Consider the following 14,411-nt stretch of genomic DNA (forward strand, 5'->3'; position numbering starts at 1 on the left):
CCTTCCCGTCGCTTTCACTTTTCACCACATTTTACCACATTTCAACACCTCGTGACAACAAATATCAGCCCATTCGCGGGAACTATATATAAAAAATCACCATGCAGGCTGCATGGTGATTAAAAAGAATAGGTACAGATTCATATTATATTGGGTTTATACGGCGCAAATAGCCTGCATCACATCGTCGTCTACGACGATGTCCTCCTGCCGCAGCGCCGTCAAATCGCAGCGCCGCGCCAGCTCTTCCAGCGGATACCGAGCCCGTTCGGATACCAGGCCTCCTTTGTACGCCAAATAGGATAGTACGCTGTCGCGGTCGGCTCCGCCATCCCGCAGGCTCTCTATCGTAATGCCCTGCTGCCGCTTCGACAAACGGCGGCCTTCTCCGTCGATCAGCATGGGCACGTGAGTGTACTGCGGCGCAGGATAGCCGAGGTATTCGATGAGCCAAATCTGCTGCGCCGTCGACGACAGCAGGTCGCGGCCCCGCAGGACGTGGGTAATGCCCATCATCCCGTCGTCGACGGACACGGCCAGCTGATAGGCATACAAGCCGTCGGCACGACGTACGACGAAATCGCCGCAGGCCCTCGGCAAATACGCTTCCTGCCGGCCATACACGCCGTCGCAGAACGACACGGCGGCAGCGGGCACGTGGACGCGCCACGACGGGTCTTTCTGCATCGCAGCTCGTTCCGCCGCCGTCATGCCGTAGCAATGCCCGTCGTACACGCTTCGCTCGCCGGCGTGGGGCGCGCCGATAGCCTGCAATCTGGCCCGGCTGCAGTAGCAGGGGTACAGCAGGCCGCCGCGCTGCAGCACCGACAGCGCACCGTCGTACAGAGCATATCGTTCCTGCTGCGTATACGGCCCGGACGATCCGCCCCTATCGGGCCCTTCGTCCCAGGTCAGCCCCAGCCACTGTAAGTCCCGCATCAGGGCGTCGGCAAATTCCTTTTTCGACCGCTGCTCGTCGACGTCTTCCATGCGCAGGACCAACGTGCCGCCGGCTTGCCGGACCTGAAGCCAGCACAAAAATGCTGTCCACGCGTTTCCCAAATGCATGTACCCCGTCGGGCTGGGCGCAAAACGACCTCTCATGAGCTCACGACCTAATCGGGCAGCGACACGAGATTGCCGAACAAGCTCGCTTCTTCGCGGATTTTCCCTTCGCCGCCCATGACGCAGAGATTGCCGTCTTCCATGACCGAGCGGATCAAGGGAGCCAGGGCCCGGATATCGGCGGCCGTCGTCGCCAGCAGCTGATCCCGGCGTTTCTGCGCAACATCCGGCGTCGTCCCCGTAAAGTAACGGTTCATGGCTTTATCGCCGCGCAGGGACGGCGTAAGGGGCACGTCGATGCGGCTCAGCGTACCGATGACGTATTTCGTCATTTCCCGTTCAGACACGTCGAAGGTTTCCAAATAATCGGCCAGCTCGTTGTAAGCCTGAACTGTGCTGCCCAAATTCGGGTCCCGATAGGAGCAGAATACCATGTCGCCGTTGTCGTAGAATCGGGTAAAGGCGCCGTACGCGCCGCCCTGCACCCGTATCTTCGTCCACAAATACCCGTACTGCAGAATCGTGTCCAGCACCATGAGCGAGCCGGCGTAGGTGTACCCGTGGTCGCGGAAGTTGCCGCCCTTGGCGACGTACTGCACCGTGCCGCTGGTCATGATGCCTTCGTTCTTTTGTTCCATGACGAAATCGCACAGTTCCGTCCGGCGTTCCCCCTTGGGCATGGCATCAAGCCATTGAGGCAATGCGGCTGCGGCGGCTTTCTTTTCGTCGTCGCTGCCGGTAATTTCGATCGTCAGGCCGGCGCGGACGAAGATTTTCTTCATGACAGCCTGCAGCTTGGCGGCTACTTCGCCGCAGGTTTCGCCGATATTCGCCGCTATCTGGCTGATAAACTGGTAATAGGAAAATTCTCCAGCGTTGCAGAACGCTTCAACTGGCGACGTATAAGACAAAACGCGGTGCATGACGAGGATATGGCCGCGGCGGAAGGCGTCCATATCCCAGCCGGCCTTCGTTTCTTCAATCAGCTCGATCAGCCGTTCCTCATTCGTAAAGACCGTATCGAGGGAAATTTCCTTCAGCAGGCCGACGAGTTTGTCGATATGCTGGCTCAGGACTTTCGCCTTAAACTTGAATACGGGAACGTAATTCTTGTTGTTTTCCCGGTCTGAAAAGGCCGAAACAGTGCTGTCGATACCGCCTGTATGCAGGTCGATCAAAGACGCCAATTCGCCGTAGCCGTGGGCCTTCGTATCCAAGTCGCCCAAGATATCGCTCAGCAAGTAGACATAAGGTAGCTCTTCTGCCGTAATGCCGTGAAGGTCAAAATAGGCGTTGACATAAGTAATGCCGTTCGTCACGTCGGGAACGTGGCAGATATGGACGGAGCCCATCGTTTCTTCGTGCATGACGATCCGCTCCGCCTTATGCTCCAAGTCGTCCCGCGAAAGAGTCGGAATAGACAGCAGCGCTTCCGGAGAATCAGGCGTCGCCTGCCGCTTCTTTAAGGCTTCCGTCGCCGCCATGATGCCGGCAATGTCGTCCTCTGTCAGCGTCGCCTTATAGGCCGCCAGCTTTTCAGCCAGCTCGGCGTCGTGCCGCTCCGTCAGGCCCTGTTCCGGCACGAGGGAAATAAGGGCGTAATACGTATTATCCAGGACGTATTTCTGCAAAATACGTTCATAATAGCCCGTTTCTATGCCGTCGCGCAGTACCTTCAGCGCTCCTTCATAGGCCAGCGGCGCTAACGGATCGCCGTCGTAGAGCCACGAATCCATGCAGCGGATACCGTAAATCAGTCCCTTGGGGCGGCCGGCAAAATCGGCTTCGCGGAGCGTAAATTCGATGCGGTTCAGAGCCCCCTCCAGAAGCGTCTTGTCGATGCCTTTCTTCACCATATTGCCCAGTACGCGGCGGACGACAGGCAGTATCTTATCCTGCTTGTCCAGGTCGGAGCCGTTGACGGAAATCCCCCACAAGGGCTGTAGCAGCCCGTCCTGGAAGTCGCCGGAAATATCCTTGCCCACGCCGGCGTCGACGAGGGCTTTTTTCAGAGGCGCAGCCGGCGACAGCAGCAGGACGTACGTCAGGACCTTGAAGGCCAGGCCCAGCGTCGGGTCCAGGGCGTCGTCGACGACGTAAGTCAGGCTGTGCAGCGTCTTGTGCTCCGTTTTTTCTTCCTTGGCAATGCCGTACGGATAGGTCTTGACAACAGACGGCACCGGCGCCTGACGGCCGATAGCCGAATCGATCGGCTCCTTCGTAAACTTGCTCAGGTATTCGCCGTCTATGAAGGCCAGCGTCGCGTCGATATCCATGTCGCCGTACAGGAAGATATAGCTGTTCGACGGATGGTAATATTTGGCATGGAAGGCTGCGAAGGCTTCCTGCGTCAAGTTGGGAATATCGTCGGGGTCGCCGCCCGATTCGACGCCGTACGTCGTATCCGGGAACAAGTTCTCCATGACCCGCCGTTCGAGCTGCGAGTCGGGAGACGAGAACACGCCTTTCATTTCATTATATACGACGCCGCAGTACGTCAAAGGCGCATCGGGCGATTCCAGCTCGTAATGCCAGCCTTCCTGCATGAGAACCTGTTCGTCCGTCAGCATATTCGGGAAAAAGACGGCATCCAGATACACATCCATCAGATTTTTGAAATCGACGGCATTCCGGCTGGCTACGGGATACATCGTCTTGTCGGGAAAGGTCATGGCGTTCAGGAACGTATTCAGCGAGCCCTTGACTAATTCGACAAAAGGTTCCTTCAACGGGAATTTCCGCGAGCCGCACAAGACGGAGTGCTCGCAGATATGGGGAACGCCGGTGCTGTCCGACGGCGTCGTGCGGAAGGAAATGGAAAATACCTTGTTATCATCTTCATTTTGAATATATAACACCCGCGCTCCCGACTGAAGATGCTCCATTTCATAGGCCTGGCTTTCCAGCTCCTTGACGAAGACCGATCGGGTTACGCGAAATCCATGCAGCCCAGTCCCTGTTTCTAATTTCATCAACATTCCTCTTTTCTCTGTTATGATTGCAACACTATATTATTGTAAAATAAGGGCTTCTAACTCCGCTACGGAAGAAACGAAGAAATCCGGCGGAAACTGCCGCCATTCCTCCTCGTTGCCGTAGCCGTAGCCGACGACGATGACCGGCAGGCCCGTTTCGCGGGCTCCGCAGACGTCGTACTGCCTGTCGCCGACCATGACGGCCCGTTTCGCCTCGTCCGGGCCGATATGCTGCAAAATGCGGCGAATAATATCAGCCTTCGTGTCCGTGCCGCCTACGGCCGGGCCGGCAATCATTTCGACGTACGGCGCGATGCCGAATTTTTCACAGATAGCCTTGGCGTGAACCTCCGGTTTGGACGTGGCAACGAAGGAGCGTACGCCCCGTTCCTGCAGGCGCTGCAGCATGGGGACGACGCCGTCGAAGGCCCGGTTTTCAAACTTGCCTATCGTGCTGTAACGCTGCTGGAAATGAGCGTACGTTTCCCGCGCCTTTTCCTCGGAAAATCCAAAGGTATCGCGAAACGTCGTGACCAGGGGCGGCCCGACGATAATATGCTGATCCAGCCGGCCTTCCGTCGTTTCGCCCATCTGTATGAGGGCATATTCAACGGACTTGATGATTCCTTCCTTCGAATCAGTCAGCGTGCCGTCTAAATCAAATAAAACGGATGTATACATACAAAACCTCCTAATAGTTTCCAATCAGACCATATATACTATATCATGTTTGCCATTGCCGTGCTAGAGGGCGGCCCGCCTGCAGTTGCTTCGCGCCGGAAAATGAAGTACTATACTATATATACAGTTTAAACTTATAAGGAGGCGATACGCCGTGACAGAAGAAGAAAAAATTTTCGCCGGCTATATCTTCAACAACCGGTCGCCGGAACTCGTGGCGATGAAGCACAAGGCCCACAGCGCCTGCCTGCGCTTCAACCAGCTGGACGAATACGACCCGCAGCGCCTGCCTATCGTCAGGGAGTTTATCGGAGCCATTGGAACGGTGTATTACTTCCAGGGTCCCATCCAGTTTAACTACGGCTGCCATACCTTCATCGGCGAAAATTTCTTCGCCAACTTCAACCTCACCGTCATGGACGACGCCCGCATCTATATCGGCGACAACGTCTGCTTCGGTCCCAACGTATCTCTTATGGCGACGAATCATCCCCTCCTGCCGCAGGAACGGCTCGGCCTCGACGACGAAGGGCGCATGACCATGGCCGAGTACGCCGAAGACATCCATATCGGCCATAACGTCTGGCTGGCCTGCAACGCCACCGTCCTGGGCGGCGTGCGCATCGGCGACAACGTCGTCATCGGCGCCGGCAGCGTCGTCACCAAGGACATCCCCGACGGCTATCTGGCCTACGGCAATCCCTGCCGCCCCGTGCGCAGGATCACGGAACAGGACAGCCAAGTACGCCGCATGCTGCCGGAAGACCGGGAATATTTCAAACATAATTTTAAACTGTAATAATACGTAGGAGGTACGACGATGAAACTCATGATTGCTTCAGATATCCACGGCTCCGCATCCTGTTGCCGCAGATTGCTGGATGCCTTTCGCCGCGAGGAGGCACAGAAATTAGTCCTGTTAGGCGATATCCTGTATCACGGCCCGCGCAACGACTTGCCGAAGGAATACTGTCCCAAAGACGTAGCCGCCATGCTGAACGCCGCAAAGGACCGCATCCTCTGCGTACAGGGAAACTGCGACGCAGCCGTCGACCAGATGGTGCTGGACTTTCCCATTATGGCCAGCTACGCCCTCCTCTATTTAGGGAAGAGAACGGTCTTCGCAACGCACGGCGACGTCTTCAACACGGCGGCTCCGCCTCCCCTCGGCGCCGGCGACATCCTTCTTCACGGCCACACGCACGTGCCGGCCTGGGAACCCTTCGGCAACGGCAATCTATACCTGAATCCCGGCTCGATTTCCCTGCCCAAGGAAAACTCACCTGCCGGATATATGGTCATGACGGCCGACGAATGCCAATGGAAAACCATGGACGGCAGCCTGTACCATGCCTTGACGTTGTAAAATCGTCCGGCAGCGTCCTAAAAAGCAAAAAACGGATTCATCAAGACCAGGCCCGCAGGCCTATCCTGATGAATCCGTTCTTTTTATGTCTTATCCTTGCCGGCACCTGTTACCAATCACTGCAGTGACGGTTGTGGCGATGGCGGCGGTTGCAGTCGCGGTCGCGGTCATTATCGATATCCCGTTCCAAAATTCTGCCCGTGTCGGCGTCAATGGTGAGATCGCCTTCCCAAACAGAGTCGCTGTGAAAATCGACTTCGTAAACTCTGCGGCCGTCGTCATAATCCCGTTCTACGCGGTGGATTACTGCGCCGGGATATTCGTTTTTAACAATCTGTTCTGCATCCTGCATGCTGATGGCGAAGGCCGGTACGATGCCCATGCACGTCACAGCTGCAAGAGCCAGCAATGCGCTCAATTTCTTTTTCATCATCATTCCCCCTACAGACTATATCTTAGTATTTTTCCTTCCGTTCTAAAATCTTGCCCGTATCGGCGTCAATGGTCAATTCGCCGTCCCAGATGCTGTCGGTTCTGAAATCTACTTCATATACTCTGCGGCCGTCGTCGTAATCGCGGTCTACTCTATGAATCGTAGCGCCCGGATATTCTTTCAATACGATGTTTTCTGCATCCTGTGCGCTCATGCTGGCAAACGCCGTCGAAAATCCCATTGCACTTACAGCTAATACCGCTAAGATAGTTCCCATTTTCTTTTTCATACTCTAATACCTCCTAGTGTTTTTAGTTGCAGTAGTTTTTACACTTAAATTATTACATACTTCCGCCCCATTGTCAATATTTTTAATAATCATTATTTGTTAAAAATTTATTTAGAAGTAGTTTAGAGTTGTTTAGAAATCCTTTAGCATTGACAAAAAGCAGCCTCCCGACGGGTATTCGGAAGGCTGCTTCGGTACCGATGCAATTACTGCTGTGCTTTGCGCATAGCTTTCTTTCTGTCGTGCTTATCCAAAATGGCTTTGCGGATACGAATGCTCTTCGGCGTAACTTCGACGAGCTCGTCGTCGTTGATCCATTCAAGCGATTTTTCCAAGCCCATGACGCGGGGCGGAACGAGGCGCAGCGCTTCGTCCGACGCAGAGGAACGCGTATTGGTAAGGTGTTTTTTCTTGCAGGGGTTTACGTCGATGTCGACGTCGCGATTGCTTTCGCCTACGACCTGGCCGAGGTAAATTTCCTGAGCCGGCGAGATGAACATGTCGCCGCGGTCCTGCAGGTTGAAAATACCGTAGCCCGTCGTCGTGCCCGATTCAAAGGCGACTAAGCTGCCGCGCGTACGGCCGGGGATTTCGCCCTTCCAGGGAGCATAGCCGTGGAAGACGTGGTACATGATGCCGTTGCCCTTCGTAGCCGTGAGGAATTCGCTGCGGAAGCCGATGAGGCCGCGGGCCGGAATGATGAATTCCAGGCGCGTGTAGCCGGCAATGTCGACCATGTTGACCATTTCCGCCTTGCGAGTGCCGAGCTTTTCCATGACGGAGCCCATGAATTCCTGCGGCACGTCGATGGTCAGGGCTTCCAGCGGTTCGCATTTCTGACCGTTGATTTCCTTCGTAATGACGCTGGGCTTGCCGATCTGCATTTCATAGCCTTCGCGGCGCATTTCTTCGATGAGGACGGCAATGTGCAGTTCGCCGCGGCCCGATACCTTAAAGGCGTCGGCGCTGTCCGTTTCTTCGACGCGGAGGGATACGTTGGTCTGCACTTCGCGGAACAAGCGGTCGCGGAGATGGCGGCTCGTGACGAATTCGCCTTCCTGGCCGGCGAAGGGGCTGTCGTTGACGTAGAAAATCATCGACAAAGTCGGTTCGTCAATGTTGATTTTCGGCAAGGCTTCCGGATTCTGCGGGTCAGCTACGGTTTCGCCGATTTTCAGGTCAGGAATGCCGATGATGCAGGCGATTTCGCCCATAGCTGCTTCTTCCGTTTCCGTCCGCTTCAATCCTTCGTACGTGTATACGCGGCCGACTTTAGCGCGGCGCTGGCCTTCGCCGTCGGTAATAACGACGTTCTGGTTCGGACGGAGGCGGCCGCGGACGATACGGCCGATGGCGATTTTACCGACGTAGTCGTCGTAATCCAGGGTCGTAACCATGAACTGCAGCGGGCCGTCGATATCGCCTTTAGGGCAGGGGCAGTATTTAATGATAGTTTTAAACAGCGGTTCCAAATCACTGCTGTCGTCGTCCATAGAATACTTGGCGATGCCGTCGCGGCCGTTTGCGTAGATGACCGGGAAATCGAGCTGGTCGTCGTTGGCTTCCAATTCCATGAACAGTTCCAGTACTTCGTCTTCGACTTCCGAAACGCGGGCTTCGGGCTTGTCGATTTTATTGATAACTACGATAGGCTTCAAATTCTGTTCCAGCGCCTTGCGCAGTACGTATTTCGTCTGCGGCATAGGGCCTTCGAAGGCGTCGACGAGCAACAGTACGCCGTCGACCATATTCAGAACACGTTCTACTTCGCCGCCGAAATCGGCATGGCCCGGCGTGTCGACGATATTGATCTTGACGCCTTCATGCATGACGGACGTGTTTTTGGACAGGATCGTAATGCCCCGTTCCCGTTCGATATCGCCGGAGTCCATGACTCGTTCGGCAACCTTTTCATTGGTGCGGAAAACGTGGCTCTGCTTAAGCATTGCGTCGACCAATGTCGTTTTGCCATGGTCAACGTGGGCAATAATTGCAATATTGCGAATATCTTGACGTTCCATCTAATGTCCTCTCTCCTATGTCAAATAATGATAAGTATAGTTAGTTCGTAACTCATAGAGTATAGCACAAAAAGCCCCGCTTGACTACACGTCGCAGGGCTTTTTACAGAAAAATACGATGAAATTTACCTAGTCCTCGCCGATGATCCGAACTTCCGGCTCTAAATGGACGCCGTGGGCCAGTTCGACGCGGCGCTGCACTTCGTGAATAACCTGCAGGACGTCTCGGGCCGAGGCATGGCCCCGGTTGACGACGAATCCGGCATGCTTTGTCGATACCTGCGCGTCGCCGCACGACAAACCCTTCAGGCCGGTCTGATCGATGAGCGTACCGGCAAAATATCCTGGGGGACGCTTAAAGGTACTGCCGGCGCTGTGCATTTCCAGCGGCTGCTTGCTGCGCCGCCGCTGCATAAGGTCATCCATGGTGCGCTGGATTTCGTCCTTGTCGCCGGGCCGCAGGAGCAGCTCCACTTCGACGACGAATTCCTGGGATTTCTGAAACCGGCTCTGGCGATAACCAAAGCCCAGATTCGGCGCACTGTACGTATGGACGCCGCCGGTACTGCTGACCGTGCGGACGCGGGACACAACGTGGCTCATTTCGCCGCCGTATGCGCCGGCGTTCATGAAGACGGCGCCGCCCAGCGTGCCGGGTATGCCACAGGCAAATTCTATGCCCGTCAATCCCTGTTCCTGCGCAAATTGGCAAATATCCTTCAGCATATAGCCCGCGCTGACCAGCATCTTGCCGTCATGGCAGGACAAGACCTTCTTCAGGCGGTTCAGCTGGATGACGACGCCGCGGATGCCGCCGTCCCGGACGAGGACGTTCGATCCGCCGCCCAAGACCGTCACGGGCAATTCCAAGGAGCGGGCGATGCGGATGGCCACAGACATCTCCTTTACCGACGCCGGCAGGACCAGAATATCGGCCGGGCCTCCGACGGCAAAGGTCGTATGCTCGCTCATGGGCGCGTCGAGAATGATGTTGTCCATCGGCGTATACTTGCTCATCTGCGCCGCAAAACTTGTCAATGCGTACTTATTTATCAAGAATGCTCATTCCTTCTGCCATTGCGTTCTGAATTACCTGATACACTTCTCCGGCCATCGCCTGCCAGCGGTTGTATTTCTGCAGGTAAGCCATAGCCGTTTCGTTCTTTTTAAGCTGTTCCGCCATGCGGTTCAGCTGTTCGATTTTCTTGCGGATCGGCTTATTGCCCATGGATTCGGCATAAGCCAGCTGGGCCTGCATGATGAGGAAATCCTGCACCAAATGGGCCGTCTTTTCGTCTTCGGCCAGCACCTTGCCCGCCTCTACCAGTTCTACATATTCCTTGCAATTTTGAATCGCTTTTGCCAACTCATTGGCTTTATCGTATAATTCCACTCTTGTTTACCGCCTTTTCCTTAGGTTAAATGATCGATGCCGACGCCACCCTTGGCCATGCCGGGAAATCCGAGCTGGCGCAGCGCTTCATACGAAACGATGGCGACCGTATTCGATAGGTTCAGACTCCGCGCTTCTTCGGCCATGGGCACGCGGAAGCAGCTGTCCGGATACTGCTTAAGCAATTCTTCCGGCAAGCCCTTCGTTTCCTTGCCGAAGACGAGCATGTCGTCTTCTTGAAACTGAATATCGGCATAACACTGGTTTGCCTTTGTCGTCAAATAAAAAAAGCGGTGGCCTTTGTATTTTTCCAGCACTTCATCGAAGTTTTCATGAACCTGTACATCTACGAGATGCCAATAATCAAGGCCGGCGCGCTTTAAATGCTTGTCGTCGATAGAAAACCCCAAGGGTTTTACCAAATGCAGCGTCATCTTATTCGCCGCGCATAACCGGGCTACGTTGCCCGTATTGCCGGGAATTTCCGGCTCTACCATTACAATATGCATAGTATCAATCACTCTCCAACGAATATTGTACAAGATTTCCCGTAGGAGCACAAGAGGAAAGGCCGGCCATGTATTCATTGATTTTTTTTATCATGCATGGTATAATATAAATAATAATTATTCTTTAATTATTATTTTCAAAAATCAAAAGAGAGGTGTTTTCACATGGATACATTTGATAACATTGCCCAGTACCCCATCTACTTTGCCCCCGGCTGTCGCCTCATGCAGCTGGAACCTGCCATGGTTTCGGAAGTGTACGATTACCTGCGGAAATTATTCGGCAACATCCGCCTGTACACGCGCTGCTGCGCCTTTGACGACGCCAAACAGCACGATGAAGAAGCCGTTTTCATCACCTTGTGCGACTCGTGCTTCAAAATCTACGGCGAAACGTACGCCAACCTCCACATGCGCGATTTCTGGAGCGTATACGACGAATACAAGACCATCTATCCCTTAGGCGACAACGAAGCCAAACTCCGCGACGCCTTGGACTCAACCATGTGCGCTCCCGCTCCGATTAAAGCGATGCGCCCCTTCTTCGACGAATGGAAGACCTGGAGCACCAGCCACCGGGAACCGGAAAAATAAGGAGGCTCCTCCCATGAAATTCACGTACTACGGTCATGCAGCCTTTTCGCTGTCTGACGAAACGACTACGATTCTCTTCGACCCGTTTATTACGGACAATCCGTGGACAAACGTCTGTCCCGCCGACATTGACTGTCAGTACGTCGTCTTGACCCACGCCCACGGCGACCACTACGGCGACGTCGAAGCCATCGCCAAGAAAAACGACGCCTTAGTCGTCAGCACGGCTGAAGTAGCGGGCAAAGCGGCCGCTGCAGGCTGCCGGGCTCACGCGATGCACGTCGGCGGCAGTGCCTCTTTTCCCTTCGGCACGATTCGCCTGACGCCGGCCTTTCATGGATCGGGCGTCGAAGGCGGCATGGCCTGCGGCGTCATCGTCGAATTCGGCGGCAAGCGCGTCTACTTCGCCGGCGATACGGGTCTGTTTTCAGACATGAAAATCCTCGACCGCTTCGGCAAGATCGACTGCGCCATTCTCCCCATCGGCAACAACTTTACCATGGGCATAGACGACGCGGCCTTGGCGGCCTTGTGGATTCAGCCGAAGTTCGTCATCCCCGTCCACTACAAGACGTGGCCGATCATCGACGCCGACCCGCAGGAATATAAGCAGCTTACGGAAAGCAAGTACAATATTCCCGTCCAGGTCGTCGAACCGGGAACGACATACGAATTCTAAACAACTGCATAAACAAGAAACGGCCCTGTCGTGAAAGTATCTCCTTTCATGGCAGGGCCGTATTTCATATATTTATCTTCTTTCGTATTCCCGTTCTACGCGCTGTTCCAGCAGGGCCGCTTCGCGTTCGATGCGCTGAATGGCCTCGGTCATATCCCGCACGTACTGCTCGTCTGTAATAGACTGTAAATTGACGCGGACGCTGTAAAAAGCCGACCGCATGGCAGAGCGGGCGTTCATGGCCGCAATGGCTCCGTCCGTAATAACCCACTTATTGCCGTAGCGCACGGTCTGCTCCGCCAGCTGCACGAGGACGAAAATATCCTTTCCCAGAGAAAAGGGGATTTCCGCCGCTTCCTTGAAGGCCTGCTGCACAATGTCTTTCCGATTGGGCGTATCCTTAGGGAGCCGCACGGCCCGGATTACGCCGTCAAAAGCCGCCGCGTCCTCGGCAATACCGGCCAGATAGCGTATGCGCAGGTCTCGGGCCTGTTCCTTAATGGATTCCATCAGCTTGGCCACGTCTTCATACCCTTTTTTACCGAGGGTCAGGTTTGCCACCATCTCGACGAGGGCCGCCGCCGAGGCCGCCGTCATGGCCGCGATGCCGCCGCCGCCGGGAACAGGCTCCTTAGAAGCCGTCGCTTCCAGCAGGGCGTCGAGGGGCATGGACTGGAAGCGGCTGAAATCGGGCTTAGAACAATCCTGTGATAACGCCATTTTCATCGATATCCATTCTATTAGCAGCAGGAACCTTCGGCAAGCCCGGCATCGTCATAATGTCGCCAGTCTGGCAGACGATAAAGCCTGCACCGGTGCAGACGCGCACGTCCTTGACGGTAACGGTGAAGTCCTTCGGCGCGCCGAGGAGAGACGGATCGTCGGACAAGGAATACTGCGTCTTCGCTACGCAGAGAGGCATCTTGTCGAGGCCGAATTTTTCCAGCTCGGCCACCTGTTTCTGCGCTTTGCTTTCAAAGACGACGCCTGCGCCGCCGTAAATCTTTTTGACGATCGTTTCCATCTTCTGGGCGATGGTGTCGTTTACGTCGTACAGCGGCTTGTACGGCGTCTGCGGCTGGGCGATGAGCTGCAGTACCTCTTCTCCCAATTCTACGCCGCCCTTGCCGCCTTCGGCCCAGCAGTTATTGAGGGCTGCGTCGACGCCGTAATCGGCGCAGAGCTGGCGGAGCGTCGCGATTTCCGCATCCGTATCGGTAGCAAATTTATTGATGCCGACGACGACGGGAACGTCGTAGGTACGCATATTTTCCACGTGCTTAGCCAAATTGGCAAAGCCCTTCTTCAAGGCTTCGATATTTTCTTCCTGCAAGTTCTTCTTGTCTACGCCGCCGTGCATTTTAAGAGCCCGGACTGTTGCGACGACGACGACGGCGTTCGGTTTAATGCCGGCGAAACGGCACTTAATGTCCATGAATTTTTCCGCGCCGAGGTCTGCGCCGAAACCGGCTTCCGTAACGGCGATCTCGCCCATCTTGAGGGCCAGCTTCGTAGCGACGACAGAGTTGCAGCCATGCGCGATGTTGGCGAAGGGGCCGCCGTGTACGAGGGCCGGCGTGTGCTCGATCGTCTGGACGAGGTTCGGCTTGATGGCGTCCTTCATGAGGATAGCCATTGCGCCTTCGACGCCGAGCTGGCGGGCCGTCACGAGGTTGCCGTCCAAGTCATAAGCTACGGTGATGTCACCCATGCGCTTCTTCAAGTCCATGAGGTCGCTGGCCAGGCACAGGGCCGCCATGATTTCCGAGGCAACGGTAATCATGAAGTGGTCTTCCCGCGGGAATCCGCAGACCTTGCCGCCCATGCCGACGACGATGTTGCGCAGGGCCCGGTCGTTCATGTCCATGACGCGCTTCCAGATGACGCGGCGCACGTCGATGCGCAGGGCGTTGCCCTGATGAACGTGGTTGTCGATGGCAGCGGCCAGAAGATTGTTGGCCGCCGTAATAGCGTGCATGTCGCCTGTAAAATGGAGATTAATATCTTCCATCGGCAGTACCTGCGAGTAGCCGCCGCCGGCAGCGCCGCCCTTAATGCCGAATACGGGGCCAAGGGAAGGTTCGCGAAGGGCGACGACGGCCTTATGCCCCATGTAGTTCAGCGCCTGGGCGAGGCCGATCGTCGTCAGCGTCTTGCCTTCGCCGGCCGGCGTCGGCGTAATAGCCGTGACGAGGACAAGCTTGCCGTCTTCGTTTTTCGAAAGGCGCTTGATAGCGTCAAAGGAAATCTTTGCCTTATATTTACCGTATAATTCCAAATCATCGTCAGTTAATCCGACTTTTTCCGCAATCTTTACGATCGGTTCCAGCGCGGTCTGCTGTGCAATTTCAATATCGCTTAATACCTGTGCCATGATTTGCGTCACTCCTGTTCGTAGCATAAAAA

Annotated in this window: 15 protein-coding genes; 4 read left to right on the top strand and 11 right to left on the bottom strand. The window is 55.2% G+C overall.

Annotation, left to right across the window (positions count from 1 at the left end; genetic code table 11):
- Positions 1-156 precede the first annotated feature (156 nt).
- From gluQRS to CJ260_RS04810, 3 genes are read right to left on the bottom strand one after another with little or no spacing between them, the layout of a single operon-like run.
- The gene (gene gluQRS, locus CJ260_RS04800) at positions 157-1,104 is read right to left on the bottom strand and encodes a tRNA glutamyl-Q(34) synthetase GluQRS (protein WP_095629373.1); all 948 of its coding nucleotides are present in this window, start codon (positions 1,102-1,104) and stop codon (positions 157-159) included.
- 11 nt (positions 1,105-1,115) lie between these two features.
- Positions 1,116-4,037 (bottom strand): insulinase family protein, encoded by a 2,922-nt coding sequence (locus tag CJ260_RS04805; RefSeq protein WP_095629374.1) that lies wholly within the window; start codon positions 4,035-4,037, stop codon positions 1,116-1,118.
- Positions 4,038-4,076: 39 nt separating this feature from the next.
- Positions 4,077-4,721 (bottom strand): HAD hydrolase-like protein, encoded by a 645-nt coding sequence (locus tag CJ260_RS04810; RefSeq protein ID WP_095629375.1) that lies wholly within the window; start codon positions 4,719-4,721, stop codon positions 4,077-4,079.
- A gap of 154 nt (positions 4,722-4,875) precedes the next feature.
- Between CJ260_RS04810 and CJ260_RS13360 the strand changes: the two genes are divergently transcribed.
- Positions 4,876-5,520 (top strand): sugar O-acetyltransferase, encoded by a 645-nt coding sequence (locus CJ260_RS13360; RefSeq protein ID WP_095629376.1) that lies wholly within the window; start codon positions 4,876-4,878, stop codon positions 5,518-5,520.
- Between the two features lie 21 nt (positions 5,521-5,541).
- The gene (gene yfcE, locus CJ260_RS04820) at positions 5,542-6,087 is read left to right on the top strand and encodes a phosphodiesterase (RefSeq protein ID WP_095629377.1); all 546 of its coding nucleotides are present in this window, start codon (positions 5,542-5,544) and stop codon (positions 6,085-6,087) included.
- 109 nt (positions 6,088-6,196) lie between these two features.
- On the opposite strand, the gene CJ260_RS04825 is transcribed toward yfcE, so the two are convergent.
- The 6 genes from CJ260_RS04825 to trmL form a co-directional block, all read right to left on the bottom strand.
- Positions 6,197-6,517 carry a PepSY domain-containing protein gene (locus tag CJ260_RS04825; protein ID WP_157949666.1) on the bottom strand — a complete coding sequence of 107 codons (321 nt, stop codon included), beginning with the start codon at positions 6,515-6,517 and terminating at the stop codon, positions 6,197-6,199.
- A gap of 25 nt (positions 6,518-6,542) precedes the next feature.
- On the bottom strand, positions 6,543-6,809 hold the full coding sequence (locus CJ260_RS04830; protein ID WP_087478078.1) for a PepSY domain-containing protein: 267 nt from the start codon (positions 6,807-6,809) through the stop codon (positions 6,543-6,545).
- 206 nt (positions 6,810-7,015) lie between these two features.
- Positions 7,016-8,830: a translational GTPase TypA gene (gene typA / locus CJ260_RS04835; protein WP_095629379.1), complete on the bottom strand. Its 1,815-nt coding sequence runs from the start codon at positions 8,828-8,830 to the stop codon at positions 7,016-7,018.
- Between the two features lie 129 nt (positions 8,831-8,959).
- Positions 8,960-9,847 carry a UDP-N-acetylmuramate dehydrogenase gene (gene murB, locus CJ260_RS04840; RefSeq protein WP_198947399.1) on the bottom strand — a complete coding sequence of 296 codons (888 nt, stop codon included), beginning with the start codon at positions 9,845-9,847 and terminating at the stop codon, positions 8,960-8,962.
- Positions 9,848-9,875: 28 nt separating this feature from the next.
- Positions 9,876-10,223, bottom strand: coding sequence for a YlbF family regulator (locus CJ260_RS04845; protein ID WP_087478081.1), 348 nt, complete (start codon positions 10,221-10,223; stop codon positions 9,876-9,878).
- A 20-nt stretch (positions 10,224-10,243) separates the two neighbouring features.
- Positions 10,244-10,732, bottom strand: coding sequence for a tRNA (uridine(34)/cytosine(34)/5-carboxymethylaminomethyluridine(34)-2'-O)-methyltransferase TrmL (trmL, locus tag CJ260_RS04850; RefSeq protein WP_087478082.1), 489 nt, complete (start codon positions 10,730-10,732; stop codon positions 10,244-10,246).
- 165 nt (positions 10,733-10,897) lie between these two features.
- Between trmL and CJ260_RS04855 the strand changes: the two genes are divergently transcribed.
- Both CJ260_RS04855 and CJ260_RS04860 read left to right on the top strand, forming a co-directional pair.
- Positions 10,898-11,326: a hypothetical protein gene (locus CJ260_RS04855; RefSeq protein WP_087478083.1), complete on the top strand. Its 429-nt coding sequence runs from the start codon at positions 10,898-10,900 to the stop codon at positions 11,324-11,326.
- 13 nt (positions 11,327-11,339) lie between these two features.
- Positions 11,340-12,005, top strand: coding sequence for a metal-dependent hydrolase (locus CJ260_RS04860; RefSeq protein WP_095629381.1), 666 nt, complete (start codon positions 11,340-11,342; stop codon positions 12,003-12,005).
- A 72-nt stretch (positions 12,006-12,077) separates the two neighbouring features.
- On the opposite strand, the gene CJ260_RS04865 is transcribed toward CJ260_RS04860, so the two are convergent.
- Both CJ260_RS04865 and CJ260_RS04870 read right to left on the bottom strand, forming a co-directional pair.
- Positions 12,078-12,725 (bottom strand): cyclodeaminase/cyclohydrolase family protein, encoded by a 648-nt coding sequence (locus CJ260_RS04865; protein WP_095629418.1) that lies wholly within the window; start codon positions 12,723-12,725, stop codon positions 12,078-12,080.
- On the bottom strand, positions 12,700-14,379 hold the full coding sequence (locus CJ260_RS04870) for a formate--tetrahydrofolate ligase (RefSeq protein ID WP_095629382.1): 1,680 nt from the start codon (positions 14,377-14,379) through the stop codon (positions 12,700-12,702). Before CJ260_RS04870 ends, CJ260_RS04865 begins: the two co-directional genes overlap by 26 nt.
- Positions 14,380-14,411: the final 32 nt, after the last annotated feature.

This window comes from Megasphaera sp. ASD88 (assembly GCF_002287425.1).
Lineage (GTDB): Bacteria > Bacillota > Negativicutes > Veillonellales > Megasphaeraceae > Megasphaera > Megasphaera stantonii.

What these genes read in the sequence shown, in the direction of transcription:
- gluQRS (WP_095629373.1), bottom strand. Translation starts at nt 1,104, where the DNA reads ATGAGAGGTCGTTTTGCGCCCAGCCCGACGGGGTACATGCATTTGGGA.
- CJ260_RS04805 (WP_095629374.1), bottom strand. Translation starts at nt 4,037, where the DNA reads ATGAAATTAGAAACAGGGACTGGGCTGCATGGATTTCGCGTAACCCGA.
- CJ260_RS04810 (WP_095629375.1), bottom strand. Translation starts at nt 4,721, where the DNA reads ATGTATACATCCGTTTTATTTGATTTAGACGGCACGCTGACTGATTCG.
- yfcE (WP_095629377.1), top strand. Translation starts at nt 5,542, where the DNA reads ATGAAACTCATGATTGCTTCAGATATCCACGGCTCCGCATCCTGTTGC.
- CJ260_RS04825 (WP_157949666.1), bottom strand. Translation starts at nt 6,517, where the DNA reads ATGAAAAAGAAATTGAGCGCATTGCTGGCTCTTGCAGCTGTGACGTGC.
- CJ260_RS04830 (WP_087478078.1), bottom strand. Translation starts at nt 6,809, where the DNA reads ATGAAAAAGAAAATGGGAACTATCTTAGCGGTATTAGCTGTAAGTGCA.
- typA (WP_095629379.1), bottom strand. Translation starts at nt 8,830, where the DNA reads ATGGAACGTCAAGATATTCGCAATATTGCAATTATTGCCCACGTTGAC.
- murB (WP_198947399.1), bottom strand. Translation starts at nt 9,847, where the DNA reads ATGAGCAAGTATACGCCGATGGACAACATCATTCTCGACGCGCCCATG.
- trmL (WP_087478082.1), bottom strand. Translation starts at nt 10,732, where the DNA reads ATGCATATTGTAATGGTAGAGCCGGAAATTCCCGGCAATACGGGCAAC.
- CJ260_RS04855 (WP_087478083.1), top strand. Translation starts at nt 10,898, where the DNA reads ATGGATACATTTGATAACATTGCCCAGTACCCCATCTACTTTGCCCCC.
- CJ260_RS04860 (WP_095629381.1), top strand. Translation starts at nt 11,340, where the DNA reads ATGAAATTCACGTACTACGGTCATGCAGCCTTTTCGCTGTCTGACGAA.
- CJ260_RS04865 (WP_095629418.1), bottom strand. Translation starts at nt 12,725, where the DNA reads ATGGCGTTATCACAGGATTGTTCTAAGCCCGATTTCAGCCGCTTCCAG.
- CJ260_RS04870 (WP_095629382.1), bottom strand. Translation starts at nt 14,379, where the DNA reads ATGGCACAGGTATTAAGCGATATTGAAATTGCACAGCAGACCGCGCTG.